The 16074-nt window shown below is 50.5% G+C and carries 14 protein-coding genes and 3 pseudogenes; 10 read left to right on the top strand and 7 right to left on the bottom strand.

The annotated features are described in order from the left end of the window. Positions 1 to 367 precede the first annotated feature (367 nt). From lipA to O71_RS15535, 6 genes and pseudogenes are all read right to left on the bottom strand, one after another. On the bottom strand, positions 368 to 1270 hold the full coding sequence (gene lipA / locus O71_RS15560; RefSeq protein ID WP_007658550.1) for a lipoyl synthase: 903 nt from the start codon (positions 1268 to 1270) through the stop codon (positions 368 to 370). 133 nt (positions 1271 to 1403) lie between these two features. Continuing rightward, a complete protein-coding gene (locus O71_RS15555) occupies positions 1404 to 2132 on the bottom strand; it encodes a hypothetical protein (protein WP_234986306.1) in 729 nt (242 codons plus the stop codon). A 163-nt stretch (positions 2133 to 2295) separates the two neighbouring features. Then, positions 2296 to 2637, bottom strand: a complete 342-nt coding sequence (gene ytxJ / locus O71_RS15550; RefSeq protein ID WP_007658546.1) for a bacillithiol system redox-active protein YtxJ — start codon at positions 2635 to 2637, stop codon at positions 2296 to 2298. A gap of 16 nt (positions 2638 to 2653) precedes the next feature. Further along, positions 2654 to 3010: a hypothetical protein gene (locus tag O71_RS15545; RefSeq protein WP_007658545.1), complete on the bottom strand. Its 357-nt coding sequence runs from the start codon at positions 3008 to 3010 to the stop codon at positions 2654 to 2656. A gap of 54 nt (positions 3011 to 3064) precedes the next feature. Further along, the gene (locus O71_RS15540; RefSeq protein WP_007658543.1) at positions 3065 to 3271 is read right to left on the bottom strand and encodes a hypothetical protein; all 207 of its coding nucleotides are present in this window, start codon (positions 3269 to 3271) and stop codon (positions 3065 to 3067) included. 35 nt (positions 3272 to 3306) lie between these two features. Next, positions 3307 to 5284 (bottom strand): annotated as a pseudogene (locus O71_RS15535) (thiamine pyrophosphate-dependent enzyme). A gap of 297 nt (positions 5285 to 5581) precedes the next feature. On the opposite strand from O71_RS15535, the gene O71_RS15530 reads away from it, so the two are divergent. The 10 genes and pseudogenes from O71_RS15530 to O71_RS25810 all read left to right on the top strand — a co-directional run bounded on the left by O71_RS15530 (position 5582) and on the right by O71_RS25810 (position 14689). Beyond that, positions 5582 to 6847 (top strand): pitrilysin family protein, encoded by a 1266-nt coding sequence (locus O71_RS15530; RefSeq protein WP_007658530.1) that lies wholly within the window; start codon positions 5582 to 5584, stop codon positions 6845 to 6847. A gap of 148 nt (positions 6848 to 6995) precedes the next feature. Further along, positions 6996 to 7445, top strand: a complete 450-nt coding sequence (locus tag O71_RS15525; protein ID WP_234986305.1) for a PepSY-like domain-containing protein — start codon at positions 6996 to 6998, stop codon at positions 7443 to 7445. A gap of 230 nt (positions 7446 to 7675) precedes the next feature. Then, positions 7676 to 8116, top strand: coding sequence for a PepSY-like domain-containing protein (locus O71_RS15520; RefSeq protein ID WP_040574407.1), 441 nt, complete (start codon positions 7676 to 7678; stop codon positions 8114 to 8116). A gap of 108 nt (positions 8117 to 8224) precedes the next feature. Next, positions 8225 to 8674 (top strand): MarR family winged helix-turn-helix transcriptional regulator, encoded by a 450-nt coding sequence (locus O71_RS15515; RefSeq protein WP_007658524.1) that lies wholly within the window; start codon positions 8225 to 8227, stop codon positions 8672 to 8674. A 60-nt stretch (positions 8675 to 8734) separates the two neighbouring features. Beyond that, positions 8735 to 9553 carry an aldo/keto reductase gene (locus tag O71_RS15510; protein WP_007658522.1) on the top strand — a complete coding sequence of 273 codons (819 nt, stop codon included), beginning with the start codon at positions 8735 to 8737 and terminating at the stop codon, positions 9551 to 9553. Between the two features lie 138 nt (positions 9554 to 9691). Next, entirely contained in the window at positions 9692 to 10792 is a 1101-nt protein-coding gene (locus O71_RS15505; protein WP_040574406.1) for an alkene reductase, read from the top strand. A 203-nt stretch (positions 10793 to 10995) separates the two neighbouring features. Then, positions 10996 to 11480: pseudogene (gene ispF / locus O71_RS15500) on the top strand (2-C-methyl-D-erythritol 2,4-cyclodiphosphate synthase). Positions 11481 to 11513: 33 nt separating this feature from the next. Next, a complete protein-coding gene (locus tag O71_RS15495; RefSeq protein ID WP_007658517.1) occupies positions 11514 to 13163 on the top strand; it encodes a M28 family peptidase in 1650 nt (549 codons plus the stop codon). A gap of 150 nt (positions 13164 to 13313) precedes the next feature. Further along, positions 13314 to 14125: pseudogene (locus O71_RS25815) on the top strand (LUD domain-containing protein); the annotation flags it as partial. 42 nt (positions 14126 to 14167) lie between these two features. After that, on the top strand, positions 14168 to 14689 hold the full coding sequence (locus O71_RS25810; protein ID WP_369750963.1) for a 4Fe-4S dicluster domain-containing protein: 522 nt from the start codon (positions 14168 to 14170) through the stop codon (positions 14687 to 14689). 343 nt (positions 14690 to 15032) lie between these two features. Here the strand turns inward: O71_RS25810 and O71_RS15485 are convergent, their stop codons facing one another. Beyond that, positions 15033 to 15986: an asparagine synthetase A gene (locus O71_RS15485; RefSeq protein WP_007658515.1), complete on the bottom strand. Its 954-nt coding sequence runs from the start codon at positions 15984 to 15986 to the stop codon at positions 15033 to 15035. Between the last annotated feature and the right edge of the window lie 88 nt (positions 15987 to 16074).

Below are 16074 nucleotides of genomic sequence, written 5' to 3'. Positions count from 1 at the left end.
TTAAATAAAATGTTATAACAGTAATCTTGTAAGACTATTCTAATATGACTCCTGTGAATATTTTTTTCAAGAATCTACTTTTCCAGTACAATGTTCAGAATATGGGCATATATAAGTGTATTAGTAGCTAAATATTCGAATATACTAATTCAACAACCTTTAAGTTGCCAAAATGCTGCATTTATACACCTTTTGTTATATGGGCGGACAAAGGAAATGAAAATTATTTAAATAGAATAGGGAAATTTAGGGAAGGAAAGTAGTGCAATAAAAAAGTGCTCTATCAGAATTCACTTTCCGATAGAGCACTTTTTATATTAAATTAAACTTTCTAAAAAATCTTTGAAAGTTAATAACTTAACAGAGCCTATACATGCACGTGACGCTCAGCATGGTAGGAAGAGCGAACCAGCGGACCAGACTCCACATATTTAATTCCACGCTTTAGTCCTTCTTCTCTGTAATGATCAAATAAATCCGGGTGAATGAACTCAGCCACCTCGATATGGAGCTTGGTTGGCTGCAAATACTGGCCCAGCGTCAGAATGTCGCAACCATTGGCAGCAAGGTCGTCCATGGCCTGGTATACCTGCTCGCGGGTTTCGCCCAGCCCCAGCATGATACCGGTTTTAGTACGCTTGCCATACTCCTTAGTGCGGCGAATCTGCTCCAGGCTGCGGTCATACTTAGCTTGTGGTCGCACACGGCGGTACAGCTCTTTCACCGTCTCCATGTTGTGCGATACCACTTCCTGGCCCGGCGAGATCATCGTAATCAGTGCATCCCAGCTAGCTTTCACATCTGGGATGAGAGTTTCAATCGTAGTGGCAGGAGAAAGCTCTTTTACCATCCGTACAGTTTCATGCCAGATGGCGGCACCGCGGTCTTTGAGTTCATCGCGGTTCACAGAAGTAATTACAGCGTGCTTCACGCCCATTAGCTGAATCGCTTCAGCCACACGGCGCGGCTCGTCTTGGTCGTATTCGTTAGGGCGGCCCGTGGCCACGGCACAGAAAGAGCAGCTGCGTGTACACACATTGCCCAGAATCATGAAAGTAGCTGTACCAGCTCCCCAGCACTCACCCATGTTAGGGCAGTTACCACTCTCACAGATGGTATGCAGCTTATATTCGTCTACGATGTTTCTTACCTTCGCATACTCTTTCCCTACCGGCAGCTTTACGCGCAGCCAGTTTGGCTTGCGTGGCTGACCCAAAGCATTGAGCCCCTCGGGCTTCGCGTTAGGTTGTATTACCGGAAGTGTCATCATTTCATCCATGCTGCAAAGATAGGTATAATGCGTTAAGACTTCAGCAAAAGCATCCGGAAATTAAGGCTATGCCGCCCATCATCAGGTGCTTTCCTCTCAACAAGCAATTGCAGGAAATTGTTCTCGGCCCCTCTTACTTGCGGCGGCCGTAGTAGATGTTCAGGTACACGGAGGTAAACAGGCTGTAGTTCTCTGTCTGCGGGATCATGACCATGTCTTTGAAGAACTTCTCGACCATAAAACCGACTTCCACACCTGTAATGCTCTCGCGGTAGCGACCATACTCAAAGCTCAGGCCTGCTTTGGCGTGCACACCTAGATTGATGTTCGTCTCGCCCAGGCCGGTAAGCACGTTTGCATTGCCCAGCGTGTTTTCGAAGCTCAGGTGCTTATTCGGGTCATAGGCCTCGGTGCGAATGTCACTTCCAAGGCCACCGGCATAGTCGTAGCGGATGTAGTAAGGTATGAGCAGTCCCAGCGAAGGACCTATTGCGCCCAGTGCATTCACCTGCACGCCACTTTCGGCAGCTTTACGGAACAGTACATGCTCCAGCCCATAATGCGGGCGCACCGAAAAGAAATGGTTTTGCTTGCCTGCTATGAAATGATCACCTGACCCTGGGTTGTAAAGCCTGTTTTCCTTCGGGTGCTTGATCTCCACGATCTCGAGGCCACCGAAACGGTAGAGCCGCTCTTTCATGAACCAGGAGCTACGCACAAACACGCCACCCAGCAGGCCGCCGTTCGAATTCAGGTTGATGCCGTAGCTGAGTTCATTGCTAAAGTCATCGTCAGACTGAGCTGTAGCCGGCAAAACCAGCACCAGTGTCATAGCAATTGTGAGTAACAGGTTTCTTGCCACCTTTATACAATTTGGGTTAGGTATGTTCTATCCAAAGGCCGGAACCAAAAGCAGGCGGTATCAGGCATCCGAAGCCATACAGCCCAGCTTAGAACTCTGGTCAGGATGGCTACTATCAAGGAATACAGGTTATCGATGGGGCTGGATTAACGGCTCTGAATTATCAGGCCACCAAGCTCTTCTTCATCGAGTCAATGCTGATGCTCAAATGTGAGGCATCATATGCGCACATACCATCCTGGATAAGCAGCAGTTGGGGCGACTGGTGCTGTACCTGAAACACTTCCGCTATTTCATTCGAAACCGGTCGGTAGCGTAACAGGTCAAGATAATAAGGCTTAATATGGTCTACACCGGCACCATCCCACTGGCGCTCCAGTCTGCTTTTGGCAGTGGAGCTGATAGAACATGATGTACTATGCTTAAATATTACCACCGGGGTGTGCTTCGACTCTTCAATTATGGTATCTAATTGCTCTACGCTTGTAAGCGGATGCCAATTCATAGCTATCTGGTTAGGTTTACTTTTCCTTCTTCCGGAAAAGCCTGAATTTCTTTTTCTCGCGGACAGCCGGGTCACGCTGCACGGCTTCTTTCGTGCCATCGTGCTTTGCTTTGAATAACCCCAGCATCGGGCGCTGTCTCACTTTGCCAGACTCGCCCTTTTTCAAGGTATAGGCGTCCATGTTCAGGTGGGTTTCCTTATAGGTGGTTGCCTCTACCTGGTTGGCTTCCCGCAGCGACTGACGCAGCAAGCGACCGTGCTTATCTGTCATGGTATAACTGATCTGACCAAATGCAGGCCATGCCGCTAGAAACAGCATACCTGTCATTACCACCAAACGTTTCGTTTGCTTTTCAAATCCCAACTTTTCCATAACAGCTTTCCATCTACAGTTGTTATACTGAATTCGGGAATAGGAGTTGCTCCCCTAAAAAATTCCCATTCGCTTCTTCTTCACACGGCCGTTTTTGTCCATGTCCACCCGCACGGCTTCCAGTCCGGAGGCGTTTTTACCCGACACTTTACTCGTCTTGCCAGGCTTCGGGCAAGGTATAATTCCCTTGCGCTGACAGCCCGACCCGAACAGCAGTGCCATGCACAGCAGGCCTAACACCCAATATCTACTTTTCTGCATCACAAGCAATATACGTTTATTTCCTCTATTTTCCGCTAAAATGCCATAATGCTCTCCACCTTCTCGCGCAGGCGCTGCTTCGGCAGGAACTCCTGCTCCAACGGCGGCGCAAATGGCACGGCTGTATCCAGACTGGCAACACGTGTTACTGGCCCGTCGAGCAGCTCAAAGCAATTCTCCCCGATCCAGGCCGCTATCTCGCCGCCTATACCGCCCGTCATGGTGTCTTCGTGCAGAATGATCACGCGGCCGGTGCGGGCCACAGTATCGCGTACAGCTTCTTTGTCCCAAGGCAGCAGCGAGCGCAGGTCCAGTATATCGAAGCTGATGTCCGTCATCTCCTGCTGCAGTTGCTTGGCCCAGTGCACACCCATACCATAGGTGATGATCGAAATATCCGACCCTTCGGCCACCAGTTTGGCCTTGCCGATCTCGATAGTATAGTAATCGTCTGGAATCTCCTGCGAGATGGAGCGGTACAGCAGCTTGTGCTCAAAGTACATAACCGGGTTCGGGTCTTCGATGGCGGCGTTCAGCAAACCTTTGGCATCGTAAGGCGAGGATGGGTAAACGATTTTAAGCCCCGGTGTGTGGAAGAACCACGCCTCGTTGCTCTGGGAGTGGAAAGGACCGGCGGCTGTACCGGCACCCGTTGGCATGCGTACCACCACATCGGCGTTCTGCCCCCAGCGGTAATGGCTCTTGGCGAGGTTGTTTACGATCTGGTTAAAGCCACAGCTCACGAAGTCCGCAAACTGCATCTCGACCATGCTCTTCTTGCCCTTCACGGACATACCCAGACCTATACCCAGTATAGCTGACTCGCAAAGCGGGGTGTTGCGCACACGGTCTTTGCCGAACTGATCCACAAAGCCCTCTGTGATCTTGAACACACCGCCGTACTCGGCAATGTCCTGCCCCATCAGCACCAGCTCCGGATAGCGTTCCATGCTCTGGCGCAGTCCGTCCGAAATGGCGTCTACATAACGACGCTCGGTCTTGGCATCGGATGCCGGCTTTATCACTTCTTGCTCGAAAGGACGGTACATATCCTCCAGTTCTTCCTCGCGGTTAACTTCCGGCATTGGAGTAGCAAAGGCGGTCTGCAGGCCTTCCTCAATCTCGGCCTTTATCTCTTCGCGTATACCTTCGATGGCTTTGGACGTCAGGATCACTTCATCCAGCAGGTACTTTTCAAAGTTTTCCACCGGATCTTTCTTGGCCCATTTCTCGAATAGTTCCTGCGGCACATACTTGGTACCGCTGGCCTCTTCGTGGCCGCGCATGCGGAAGGTGATGGCCTCGATCAGCATCGGGCGCGGGTTCTTGCGCATGCTGTAGGCAGCCTGCCGCACCGTGTCGTATACCTCCACAATGTTGTTGCCGTCGATCTGCAAGGCGTCAATCCCATAGGCCGGACCTTTGTCGATGAAGTGCTTGAACTTGAACTGTTCGTTGCTCGGGGTGGAAAGCCCATAGCCGTTGTTCTCGATCATGAAGATAACCGGCAGGTTCCAGACAGCCGCCACGTTCAGCGCCTCGTGGAAGTCGCCCTCCGAAGCACCGCCGTCGCCGCTGAACACCAGCGCCACTTTCTCTCTGTTATCGAGCAGGTCAGCCAAGGCTATACCGTCAGCCACCGCTAACTGCGGACCCAGGTGCGAGATCATGCCCACGATGTGGTGCTCGTTGGAGCCGAAGTGGAAAGAGCGGTCGCGGCCCTTCGTAAAGCCGGTCTTCTTGCCCTGAAACTGCGCAAAGAGTCTGTCAAGCGGCACTTCGCGGCTCGTAAACACACCCAAGTTGCGGTGCAGCGGCAGGATGTACTCGTCTGACTCCAGCGCCATGGCCGAGCCTACTGAGATAGCCTCCTGCCCTATACCTGAGAACACTTGCTCACCTTGCCTGGCGCAGCAACACCAGCATGCGCTCCTCGATCATGCGGGGTTTCAGTATGCCTTTATATAAGGCGATCAGTTCGTCGTCAGAGTATTCTTTGCGGTTATAGTTCATCTTGTGATGCGGAAAATTCGTTGTGGTATGGCAGCATAACGTTTGCTTTAGCCGCCGATTATGGTGCTAATTTATAAATTTGTTCGGTACTTCGTGTCTTACCGGCTCCGGCACACGCAACAAGCGGCGTCCGAAAACCCGTAAAGAAAGCAAAAGCTACAGAAAACCTGTCAGGCCTGCAAGTATTTGCCGGTTTTGGTTGAACAGGCTACAAGGTATACCTGTTGAAAAAGAAAAGACAGGAAAGAAATCAGGCAAAGGTAACATCAGTTGCCGCCCTTTAAAGAGAAGAAAATTATGATACAGTTCGAGGAATTTACGCTGGATAACGGCCTCCGTGTGATCGTGCACGAAGACCATACCTCTCCCATGGCCGTGCTGAACGTGCTCTACGACGTGGGCTCCCGCGACGAGGTAGAGCAGCACACCGGCTTCGCGCATTTATTCGAGCACCTGATGTTCAGCGGCTCCAAAAATATACCAGTTTACGACGAGCCCCTGCAGCGGGTAGGTGGCGAGAATAACGCCTTCACCAGCCCCGACATCACCAACTATTACCTCTCGCTGCCGGCTCAGAACATCGAAACCGGCTTTTGGCTAGAGTCGGACCGCATGCTGGACCTGGCTTTTAGCGATCACGGACTGGAAGTGCAGCGCAAGGTGGTGGTAGAGGAGTTTAAGCAGAACTACCTGAACCAGCCCTACGGCGATGTGTGGCTGAAACTGCGACCGCTGGCCTATGAGCAGCACCCTTATAAATGGGCGACCATCGGCAAGGAGATCGCCCACATCGAAGACGCGACCATGGACATCGTGAAAGCGTTCCACAGGAAACATTACTCGCCAAGCAATGCCATATTGGTGGTGGCCGGCAATGTGACGTTTGACAAGGCGAAGGAGCTGACCGAAAAATGGTTCGGCCCTATACCTGCCGGCGAGAAGTACGAGCGTCACATACCCAACGAGCCGAAGCAGCAGGCTCCGCGTGTACTCGAAACCAGCGCCGACGTGCCCTTGAGCGCCATCTACAAGGCCTACCACATGCCGCACCGCAACCACGAAGACTACTACGCCGTCGACCTGATCAGCGACATACTCGGCCGGGGCAAGTCGTCTCGCCTGTACGAGCAGCTGGTGAAGGAGCAGAAGCTGTTCAACTCCATCTCCGCCTCCGTGACCGGCTCCATCGAACCGGGCTTGCTGATCATCCAGGGCAAACTCAACGAAGGTGTGGACCTGCAGGAAGCCAATGCTGCCATTGAGGCTATCAACAAAGAGTTGATGGAAAAGCTGGTAGACGAGGAAGAACTGAACAAAGTAAAAAACCAGGCGGAGACCTCTATTGTGTTCTCGGAGATCGAGCTGCTGAACCGGGCCATGAACCTGGCCTACGGCAAGCTACTCGGCGACGCGAACTTCGTGAACACGGAGGGCGAAAGGATACAGGCCGTGACGCCGCAGGACATCCTGCGCTGCGCCAAGCAGGTGCTTGATCCTAACAATTGCTCTACTTTGCTTTACAAGGCGGAAAAGAAAGCTCAACCAGTAGCACATGAGGCCTAGGCAAGTATAGCTTATATAAATAGGAGCGGCTGTGGTGAAAATTGCAGCCGCTTTTTCTTTTTCAAAAATACCCCTCTTCTTCAGAATTCCTCCAAAATCGATCCGTAAGATGCTATACAACCGATTTGTAAAACCTAAATTGAAGAAAATGAAAAAGACTGCATTTGCTATGCTTTTTATGGCAAGCACCCTGTTTGCTTGTGATAATAACTCAAATGACGTAAATCCTGATGACGTACCTGCCGCCGTAAAAGAAACATTACTCAGTAGTTTCCCTGATGCCGCCGACATTGATTGGGAGCAAAAAGGAGATAATTACGAAGCAGATTTCGATGTAAACAAAGTAGATTATAGTGCACTGTTTAATGCCTCGGGGGGCCTGATAAAGCATAAGCAGGATATACCTGAGTCTGAATTACCGGACGCTGTGCGAGCAGCCATCAACACAGACTATGCTGCCTATCGCCTGGATGACATCGAGCGACTGGAGGAAGGACAGACAATGCTGTACCAGGTTGAACTGGACAACAATACCAAAGACGAGAAACTGGTTTACTCCGCCGACGGCCAGCAGGTACAGCAGGCATACTGGGATTAAGGAATGACAAAGCTCAATTAATCAGAAGCCTGGGGTCCTATACCTCAGGCTTTTAAATTCCATGCAAGGCCGCTCAACTACCAAACAGCCTTCCCTGGCCCCTCCCGACAAATAATAGTCCCTGTGCTTCTTTACTGGGGTGATCATTAATAACCTATTCTACAAAGTTTCTTCAGATTTGCATGCTAAGCTTAGGACCAATTCATCAGGTTACCTTTCATTACATAATCATGAAGCTACGATTCGCCACCGTCACACTTTTTGCAGGACTTCTGGTTTCCTGTGACGATGATGTGTTGCCAGAGAAAGTGCCACTGGAGGTACGGCAAAACCTACTGAACACATTTCCACTTGCCTTTGATATTGAGTGGGAAAGGAGCGGTAAAGATTATGAGGCTGACTTCAACATGCATGCGGTAGCACATAGCGCACTTTTTCGACAATCGGGTGAGCTTATGCAGTACAAGCGTAACTTGCAATCCTCAGAATTACCAGAAGCTGTCGCCAGATCCATCGCCCAAAGCTACCCCAATTACAAAACCGAAGAGGCTGAAGTTGTTGTAAAAGGCGACACTACCACGTATCAGGTAGTGCTTAAGGGCAAATCAGGAGAACTTGAGCTAGCCTTCTCTGCAGAAGGCCAGCAGCTCCCCCAAGCATACTGGGACTAATCCTGCTAAAGTTTCGCTTCAGTCTGACAGATATGTGGCGTGCAACTTTTTAGGCATAACATTTGTATATACAAACAACAACACTACCTTTGTACCCATATTCAGCCTATGCGCATAGAAGACGAAATACAGCAGAAAGACTTCAAGGACGATCATCGTCGGATGGTCGTTAACCTGTTGTTTACAAACAATTGGCTGAATCAGCAGTTTATACCTTTCTTTAAGCAATTTGGACTTACGCTGCAGCAGCACAATGTACTGAGCATCGTGCGCGGTCAGCAACCAAAGCCCGTTTGCTTTGGAGAAGTGCAGGAGCGCATGGTGGACCGCAACTCCAACGTGACTCGACTGGTCGATAAACTGATTGAGAAAGGCTATGTAACCCGTGATATTTGCCAGGCAAACCGCCGCATGATCGAGCTAAGGCTTACTCCAAAAGGCACGGAACTACTTAGTCAGATAGACGAGCAGATGCCCACCTTTTTCCATCGCTTCCATAACCTGACGCAGGAGGAGGCCGTTTTAGTGAGCAAATTACTCGACAAGCTCAGAGGCTGAGCTATTTTTTTTATACTAATATTTGTATACACAAATAATGTACAAACTGAAATATATTTTATGAAGCATATACAGATAAAAGATGCATCTATACCTACACTTGGGTTGGGCACTTTTCAATTGTCTGATGATCAGGCACGCGAAATCACAGCCGCTGCTATCTCTGAAGGTTACCGCCACATCGACACCGCACAGATCTACCAGAATGAGGCGGGTGTGGGCTCGGCCATCAAAAACGCAGGTATAGCACGCGACAAGATTTTCCTGACCACGAAGGTTTTTAGGGAGAGTCTGTACAAGAAAGACTTTATGCCGTCGGTAGAGGAAAGTTTGCGCAAGCTCAAAACCGACTATGTGGACCTCTTGCTGATTCACTGGCCTAACCGCAATGTACCCGTGGCTGAGTACATGGACCAATTGATGGAAGCACAGCAAAAAGGCTATGCGAAGTACATTGGCGTAAGCAACCACCCCACTGCCCTGCTCGAAGAGGTATTGGCAACCGGCGCTGACATCATCACCAATCAGGTTGAGTACCACCCGCTGATTAACCAGACCAAGCTGTATACCTACCTGCGTGAGCACGGCATTTCACTGACAGCCTATAGTCCGATCGCGCAAGGCAAAGTGCTCGGCAACCCGGTTCTCAAAGGTATAGGCGAAAAATATGGCAAGAGTGAAGTGCAGGTATCGTTGCGCTGGCTGATTCAGCAAGAAGGCGTTATGGCTATACCTAGAACCTCCAAAGTAGACCGCTTAGCTGACAACCTAAACATATTTGATTTTGAGCTGTCTGCAGAAGACGTGTCTCAGATTGATCAACTTAAGAAGGATAACCAGCGAGTAGTCAATCCGCCTTTCGCTCCGGATTGGGATTAGTGAGTTTAGGAGTTATAAATCCATCAAACCCACCCTCGCTCGCGTCCCGCGAATGAGGGCAGAATGTAAGGCGACGATCAATCAGCACGAATCGCACAACCAACAATTTAACAATCAGCAATTTACCAATTGAAATATATGTCACAACCACTTTTAAGACCAATAAAACTATACGATTTAGAACTGAACAACCGCGTGATCATGGCACCCATGACGCGCAGCCGTGCAGCTAACGAAGGCAATGTGGCCAACGACCTGATGGCAACTTATTATGCACAACGCGCAAGTGCCGGCCTGATCATTTCAGAAGGAACTCAGATCTCGGAGCAGGCTGTGGGCTACATCAACACGCCGGGTATGTATAGCCAAGAACAGGTGGCCGGCTGGAAGAAGGTAACCGACGCGGTGCATGCCGAGGGAGGCAGGATTTTCGCGCAGCTCTGGCATGTGGGCCGTATGTCGCACCCGGATTTTCACAATGGCGAATACCCGGTAGCTCCTTCCGCTATCAACCCGAATGCACAGGCCTACACTCCTGAAGGCTTCAAAAACACCGTTACTCCACGTGAGTTGACTATACCTGAGATCAAGCAGATCGTGCAGGACTACAAAGCGGCTGCCAAGAACGCGATGGACGCCGGCTTCGATGGCGTGGAGATCCACTCGTCGAATGGCTATCTGCTGCACCAGTTCTTTAATGGCACGTCTAATATCCGCACCGACGAGTATGGCGGTTCCAAGGAAAACAGAGCCCGTATTCTGTTCGAAGTTATCGAGGCAATTCAGGAAGTAATGCCAGTAGAGCGTGTGGGTGTTCGTCTGAACCCGAGCCTGCACGGTATTTTTGGAATGACGCTGGACGAGGAGACCATCCCGACCTTCGACTACATCATCGAAAAACTGAATAACTACAAGCTGTCGTACCTGCACCTGTCGGAGCCGTTCAACGACGTGAGTAACGTGCCGCATGCTGAGCAGAACGTAGCCAAGCGCTACCGCCCGATTTACAAAGGCAATCTGATCATCAATGCGGGCTTTACGCAGGAAAAAGGCAACGCCGTGATTGAAGCTGGCGAGGCAGATATGGTAGCCTTCGGGGTGCCCTTCATCTCTAACCCGGACCTGCCGGAGCGTTTCCGCCAAAATGAAAAATTGCAGGAAGCCGACAAAAACACATTTTACTCTCCTGGTGCCGAAGGCTACATCGATTACCCTTCTCTTGCGGAAGCAAAGGCCTAAGCCAAAGGCGCTTTTTCATATATAGTCTGTCAAAAGCCAGCTGCCCTAACCGGTGGCTGGCTTTTGCTTTTTAAACCTTTCCGTTCAATTTGAGTCTATACCCTTTAAAAATGCACCTGCTGCATCATGACAAAAGGGTAAAAGCACTATATTTACTTTTTATACCTGCCGTATAAGGCAGTGCTATACCTACAAAGCTTACTATGAAATTTAAAATAAGAACCGGTTTCGGCTACGACGTGCACCAACTGCAGGAAGGGCTGGACTTCTGGCTGGGCGGTATTAAGATTCCGCATACACACGGCGCACTGGGTCACTCTGATGCCGATGTATTGATCCATGTGATCTGCGATGCCCTGTTGGGTGCTGCCAACATGCGTGACATCGGCTTCCACTTTTCTGACAGAGACCCGCAGTATAAAGGCATCGACAGCAAGATCCTACTCAAAGAGGTTGTGCACCTGCTTTCCCGCGAGGCTACGAGATCGGCAACATCGACTCGACCATCTGCCTGCAGGAGCCGAAAGTGAACCCGCACATACCGGAGATGAAAGCCTGCCTATCCAAAGTAATGGGCATACCTGAGCATGATCTTTCTATCAAAGCCACCACCACGGAGCATCTGGGCTTTGTGGGCAAAAAAGAAGGTGTAGCTGCTTTTGCAACCGTCCTGATCTATAAACAATAACAATCCATAACCTTACCTTCACCTTACACAGACATGAAGTATAACAAGTTTTATGTGTATGCGCTGGCAGCCTTCCTGACCACAGGTTGCGCCACCACGCCTACTACCACCAGCACCACTGCTGAGGCTCCCGTAACGGAAGCTGAGCGACTGCGCGAAGCCGCACCAAAGTATGCCTCCACCATCACGGCTGCTGACCTGTCCAAGCACCTGCACATACTCGCATCGGATGAGTACGAAGGGCGCGACACGGGTTCTAAAGGCCTGCAGATGGCTGCCGAGTACATCTCCCGCGAGTTTAAGGAAGATGGTCTGGTTGGACCAGTAAAGAACAATGCCAACCCTTACTACCAGCCTGTAGCGCTGGAGCGCAGCCAGTGGGGCGACGGCTACATCATGGTCGGCAAGCAAAAGTTCATGATGGGCCAGGACTTCTTCGTGTTGGGTGCCTCACCATACCAGACCGAACAAACTGCTGAAGTAGTATTTGCCGGCTACGGTATTGATGCTGACAACTACTCTGACTACGCCAACATCGATGTGACCGGCAAAATGGTTGTGGTGCTGGGCGGTGAGCCAAAAGGTGCCGACGGCAAGTTCCTCTTGAGTGGTACTGACAAGGCTTCCGATTGGGGCAATGACTTCCGTACCAAGCGCAATGCCGCCACCAAGCGTGGTGCCAAGAGTGTACTAGTAGTTACAGGCACCAATGCTGATGAATTTACCACCATGACGCAGCGCTACCGCAATTACCTGACGCGTCCGTCTATTGGCCTGAAGGGCAATGGCGCACAGGGCGGAGCTACAGCAGCCATGATGGTATCGCCACAGGTAGGCGCCTCTTTGCTGGGCACAACGCCAGAGAAAATGCTGGCCTACGCCAACGCCGTAGCGAAAGCAGGCAAGCCGACACCAGGTACTTTCACAGCCGTGAAAGATGTAAAGGTGAAGACAGAGCGTAAGAGCGAAGCACTCCCATCTGACAACGTACTGGGCTACATCGAAGGAACTGACAAGAAGGACGAAGTAATCGTAGTAACCGCTCACTACGACCACGTAGGTATAGAGGATGGTGAGATCTTCAACGGAGCCAACGACGACGGCTCTGGCACAGTAGCTGTTGTTGAACTGGCTGAGGCTTTTGCGCAGGCCAAGAAAGATGGCATGGGTCCACGCCGCAGCATTCTGTTCATGCTGGTAACGGCTGAAGAAAAAGGCCTGCTGGGTTCTGAATACTACGCCAACAACCCGATCTTCCCGCTGGAGAACACAGTAGCGAACATCAACATTGACATGATCGGCCGCATGGACTTCGACGCTGAGAAGACCAACGACCAAAACTATATCTACGTGATCGGTGCTGATAAGCTTTCTTCGGAGCTGCACCAGATCAACGAAGAGGTAAACGAGAAGCACGTAGGTCTACGTCTGGACTATAAGTTCAACGACGAGAACGATCCGAACCGTTTCTACTATCGTTCTGACCACTATAACTTCGCTAAGCACGGTATTCCGATTGTGTTCTACTTCAACGGTGTTCACGCCGACTACCACAAGGCAACTGACACGGTAGACAAGATCCTCTTCGAGAAAGCCGAGAAAGCGGCCCGTTTGGCATTCCACGTGACTTGGGAGCTGGCTAACCGCGACAACCGCATTGTAGTGGACAGCAACAAAAAGTAATACACTAAACCCGCACAAGCGGCCGTTTAACATAAAAACATTCCGCTTTTATTAGCTTTGAGGAAAACACCCTAACTTTAAGGGTGTTTTTCTTTTAATAGCACTTCCTGATCTTATTCAGCATCAGGCGAAACCGCAGGGTTTATTACTATGAGTAGACTAAAACAGTTTTTGCAGGACGCGGAAACGAAATCATTTGACCTGGGCCACCGCTCGACCATCAAGTTCAACATCGGCAAGTATAACGCCGCTGTGCAGCGTGGTCTTACCCAATACAGCGACCATGAACTCGCCCGCGAAAGGGCTTCTTTTATAAAAACGAACGCCATCAATAACTTAGACAAGTACCTGATGGAGTTTGAGTCCAATTTCACGGCCCGTGGCGGCAAAGTGATTTGGGCCCGTAATGCCGAGGAGGCACTTAAGGAGATCGGCCAGATCATGAAGCGCAAGCGTGCCCGTTCGGTGGTAAAGTCCAAGTCGATGACGACGGAGGAGATTCACCTGAACAACTTTTTGGAGAAGAACGGGGTGGAGACGGTGGAGACGGACTTGGGCGAGTACATTGTGCAGTTGGCCGAGCAACGGCCTTACCACATCGTGACGCCCGCCATGCACATGTCTAAAAAAGACATTGCGGATTTGTTTGTTAAGAAGCTTAAGATCGCTCCAACCGACAGTGCCGAGGAACTAGTGGCCACTGCCCGCCGCTTGCTTCGCGCCAAGTATACCGAGGCTGAAATAGGCATAACCGGCGGCAACTTCCTGCTCGCCGACATCGGAGGTGTAGCTGTAACTGAAAACGAGGCAACGGCCGATTATCCACCGCTTTCCCGAAGACGCACATCGCCATCGTAGGTATAGAGAAGATCCTGCCATCAGTGATGGACCTGGATCTGTTCTGGCCTTTGCTAAGCACGAGCGGCACCGGACAGCAAGTGACGATTTACAACACGATCTTCACAGGTCCGCGCCAGCCAAACGAAAAGGACGGCCCGGAAGAGATGTATGTGGTGCTGCTCGACAATGGCCGTACGGAGCTACTGGCTTTGCCGGAGAAGCGTGAAGCCCTGAACTGCATCCGCTGCGGCGCCTGCCTGAATGTGTGCCCGGTATACAAGAACATCGGCGGCCATACCTACGAGAGCACGTATAGCGGCCCGATCGGCTCGGTGATCACGCCGCACTACAACGGCATGGCCGAGAACAAGCACCTGAGCTTTGCCAGCTCCCTTTGCGGCGCCTGTACCTCAGTTTGCCCGGTGAAGATCAACATCCACAACCTGCTGCTGCTCAACCGCCGCCAGAGTGTGGAGCAGGGCTTTACTGAGAAAAGTGAGCGCACTACTTTCAAGCTGTGGCTCAAAGCTATGAAGAGCCGCAAACTGCTTAACATGGCTCCGGCGGGAGTAAAGAACTTCGTGCTGAAGCAAGTGTTGAAAGATACCTGGAGTAAGCGAAGAGAACCGCTGCAAGTAGCGCCAAAGTCGTTTAACCAGCTTTGGAAAGAGCGGGAGGGGAAGTAGGATCAGGATTTGCAGGATTAAGGGATTTTCAGGATTCTCGTGCATGATTGTCATCCCCCTGCCCCCTTCAAAGGGGGACTTTTCTGCTCCTACAAATTCGCGCATGTAAGCTCTATGGTGACTGTTACACACCACTGGCACAAATTGAAAGAGTAATTTGAACTTAAGCAATGAAACAGATCACACCTGCCATGTGCACCTGAATGACGCTCGCGCCATAATAGCATGAATGCCATACCTTAATAAACGTAAAAGGCCTGCAAATTATAATTGCAGGCCTTTTACGTTCCATTCAGTGCCTGATCCCTCAGGCAATTATTACCATCATCCATATCCTATACCTTTAAAAAATTGCAGGAGTGCAGGGCTTGCGCGAAAACACCGTTACTTCATCCACATCCTTCAAGCGACAAATAAACCGCGTCATACGCTCCACACCGAAACCAGCACCGGCGGTTTTCGGCAGCAAGCCAGCTTTGGCAACTTCCAGGTAGTGCTTGAACGTCTCTTGACTGGTTCCCACTTCGTCCATGCGCTTCAGTATCTGCTTGTATTCGTGCTCCCGCTCAGCGCCTGACAAACCTTCGCCGAAGCCCTCTGGCCAGATCACGTCATAGTTCAGATAAGTGCCACGGCGGCTTGGATCTTCTTTGTCATAGAATTCTCGCTTGTGGTTGATCAGCCAGAATGGCTCCGTTGCTTCCTCAGATTTCAGCTTTTCGTAATCCGGGCCCAGGGCAGCCTCCAGTTTTTCGGTGCGGAAAACCGGCCACTTCTCGTACTGCGGCAGCAATTCCCCACGCAATTCGATCAGGACTTCAGGAATCTCTTTGTTCAAACGGGCGAAGACAAAGTTTACAAGTTCTTCCATAAACTCCATCACAAAGAAGCGGTCCTTACCACGAAACTCAAAGTCTACCTGTGTGAACTCAAACAAGTGTCGACCTGTGCCGGCGCGGTCTGAGAATTCGAGGCGCACGTTTGGCGATACAATGTAAAGGCTATCCAGTTCCTGGTTTACCAAAGCCAGCTGCTTATGAAAGATCATCGATTTAGTCAGGCTCCAGCGTTGGTCAGCATAACCAATAGAGGCATCTACCACGCCATGGTTGAGTGGGTCCGTAATGGGCGAGAGCATGAGCGGCATCAGCTGCGTCAGACCTTTTTTGAACATAAAGTCGTGCGTGGCACGGATGATTCCCTGTTGTACCTGTAGTACTTTAGGCAGGGATGTACGGCTCAGGTGCTTCATCGTAGCTTCCAGTGCCGTCGGTTCTGTGAGTGTTTGCAATTCCATTTTATCTGATTATTAATGAATTGATGTATTACAAACATAACTATAGGTAATTTTTATTGAAAATTATTTAACATTTAAATATATTTGT

This window comes from Pontibacter sp. BAB1700 (assembly GCF_000277005.1).
Lineage (GTDB): Bacteria > Bacteroidota > Bacteroidia > Cytophagales > Hymenobacteraceae > Pontibacter > Pontibacter lucknowensis.
This window is presented reverse-complemented; position numbering and strand designations above follow the sequence as displayed.

Bases quoted from the DNA above. Each gene is read 5' to 3' on its own strand.
- O71_RS15510 (WP_007658522.1), top strand. From the start codon at position 8,735: ATGAAGCATATACAGATAAAAGATGCATCTATACCTACACTTGGGTTG.
- O71_RS15545 (WP_007658545.1), bottom strand. From the start codon at position 3,010: ATGGAAAAGTTGGGATTTGAAAAGCAAACGAAACGTTTGGTGGTAATG.
- O71_RS15505 (WP_040574406.1), top strand. From the start codon at position 9,692: ATGTCACAACCACTTTTAAGACCAATAAAACTATACGATTTAGAACTG.
- O71_RS15540 (WP_007658543.1), bottom strand. From the start codon at position 3,271: ATGCAGAAAAGTAGATATTGGGTGTTAGGCCTGCTGTGCATGGCACTG.
- O71_RS25810 (WP_369750963.1), top strand. From the start codon at position 14,168: ATGTATGTGGTGCTGCTCGACAATGGCCGTACGGAGCTACTGGCTTTG.
- O71_RS15530 (WP_007658530.1), top strand. From the start codon at position 5,582: ATGATACAGTTCGAGGAATTTACGCTGGATAACGGCCTCCGTGTGATC.
- O71_RS15525 (WP_234986305.1), top strand. From the start codon at position 6,996: ATGAAAAAGACTGCATTTGCTATGCTTTTTATGGCAAGCACCCTGTTT.
- O71_RS15520 (WP_040574407.1), top strand. From the start codon at position 7,676: ATGAAGCTACGATTCGCCACCGTCACACTTTTTGCAGGACTTCTGGTT.
- lipA (WP_007658550.1), bottom strand. From the start codon at position 1,270: ATGATGACACTTCCGGTAATACAACCTAACGCGAAGCCCGAGGGGCTC.
- O71_RS15515 (WP_007658524.1), top strand. From the start codon at position 8,225: ATGCGCATAGAAGACGAAATACAGCAGAAAGACTTCAAGGACGATCAT.
- O71_RS15495 (WP_007658517.1), top strand. From the start codon at position 11,514: ATGAAGTATAACAAGTTTTATGTGTATGCGCTGGCAGCCTTCCTGACC.
- O71_RS15485 (WP_007658515.1), bottom strand. From the start codon at position 15,986: ATGGAATTGCAAACACTCACAGAACCGACGGCACTGGAAGCTACGATG.
- ytxJ (WP_007658546.1), bottom strand. From the start codon at position 2,637: ATGAATTGGCATCCGCTTACAAGCGTAGAGCAATTAGATACCATAATT.